Here is a 1,619-nt window from a genome sequence, read left to right on the forward strand (position 1 = left end):
CCCGCTCTCCGCCGCCACCTCCGTCCCCCGCCGCGCCGTCCACGCCGTGTCACCTCCCGGGTGCGTTCTGTGTACGGTCGGGGGAATGAGCAAGCGTCTCCGGGCCGGCTCCCTGCGGTCCCGTACGGTCAAGCGCGCCGGTGCCGGTGCGGCCCTCGGTCTTCTCGCCTGCACCGCGGCCTGGGTGCATGCCGTCGACGGCGTTTCCGGGGCCACCGAGGCGCGGGCGTACAGATCCGACGACCGGCCACCCGCCGCGCCGGAGAGCCGGGTTGTGCGGGCGCGGGAAAGGGCCTCCTTGCAGGGGCTTTCCGGGGTGAGCGAGCGGACTGTGGCGCGGATCCCGGCCGAGTCGCGGCAGCTGGTCCTGGTGACGGGGCACGGCCGGGACTCCTCGCACGCCACGGCGGCGCTCTACACGCGGCCCGAGGCCGGTGCCGACTGGGTGCTCGCGGGGAGCTGGCCCGCGCGGAACGGCGCGAAAGGGTGGTCCGCGGACCGCCGGTACGGTGATCTGACGTCCCCCGAAGGGGTGTTCTCGCTGAGCGATGCGGGTGGTCTGCTGCCGAAGCCGCCGGGCACGCGGTTGCCGTACGACCACAGCCGGGCGTTCGTGGCGTCGGGGCACGGTGTGGAGGGGGAGTCGCTGGAGGGGTCCTTCGACTACGTCATCGCGATCGACTTCAACCGTCGGCGCGGGATGTCGCCGCTGGACCCGGTGAAACCCGAAGGCGCGGCCAAGGGCGGCAACATCTGGCTCCACGTGGACCACGACGGCCCCTCCCAGGGCTGTGTCGGGATCTCGAAGGAGGCCATGGCGCGGCTCCTGACCGTCCTGGACCCGGCCGCGAACCCGGTGATCGCCATGGGGCCCCGGGGTTTCTGACCCCTTCGCCCTGCCCTGCCCTGCCCTGCCCTGCCGCCGCCCTGCCCGCGCACCCCCTTGTCTGACGGACCGTCAGCCAGCACGATGTCCCCCGTCGCCCGCACGGCGGCGGGCCGTGGACGAAGGCGAGGCGTGGCATGGCGGGTTCGGTGCGGGTGTTTCCGGAGGGCCGGCTGGCGTACGGGATGCAGCTGCCCGTCCAGTCGCAGAGCCCCCTGTACGCCGAGCCGTGGGAGGCCTCGGCCGGTGCCGAGGACCTGGCGGAGGTGGCGCGGGCGGCGGACCGGGCCGGGTTCGCGTACGTCGCGACCTGCGACCACGTGGCGATACCGAGGCGCCTCGCCGGTGCGATGGGCGCGGTCTGGTACGACCCGGTGGCGGTGTTGGCGTTCCTCGCCGGGATCACGGAGCGGGTGCGGCTGCTGAGCCATGTCGCGGTGGTGGGGCTGCGGCATCCGCTGGTGACGGCGAAGCAGTACGCGACGGTGGACCGCCTGTCGGGCGGGCGGCTGGTGCTGGGGGTGGGCGCCGGTCACGTACAGGAGGAGTTCGAGGCGGTCGGTGCCGACTTCGCCGGGCGCGGGGCGCTGCTCGACGAGTGCGTGGACGCGCTGCGTGCCGCCCTGGGCCCGGAGGAGTATCCGGTGTTCGAGGGGGAGCGGTTCGCGTTCCGGGATCTGGCGCAGCTGCCGCGGCCGGTGCAGGAGCGGGTGCCGGTCTGGGTGGGGGGATC

2 protein-coding genes are annotated in these 1,619 nt (G+C 74.2%); both read left to right on the plus strand.

Features of this window, described 5'->3' with window-relative positions; genetic code table 11:
* Window positions 1-316 precede the first annotated feature (316 nt).
* On the plus strand, window positions 317-886 hold the full coding sequence (locus EF903_RS32405) for a hypothetical protein (RefSeq protein ID WP_260616226.1): 570 nt from the start codon (window positions 317-319) through the stop codon (window positions 884-886).
* A gap of 137 nt (window positions 887-1,023) precedes the next feature.
* Window positions 1,024-1,619, plus strand: a 596-nt coding sequence (locus tag EF903_RS32410) for a TIGR03619 family F420-dependent LLM class oxidoreductase (RefSeq protein WP_185902940.1), incomplete at its 3' end; no start/stop codon positions are given.

It is taken from the genome of Streptomyces sp. WAC05292 (assembly GCF_003949955.1).
Taxonomy (GTDB): Bacteria; Actinomycetota; Actinomycetes; order Streptomycetales; family Streptomycetaceae; genus Streptomyces; species Streptomyces globosus.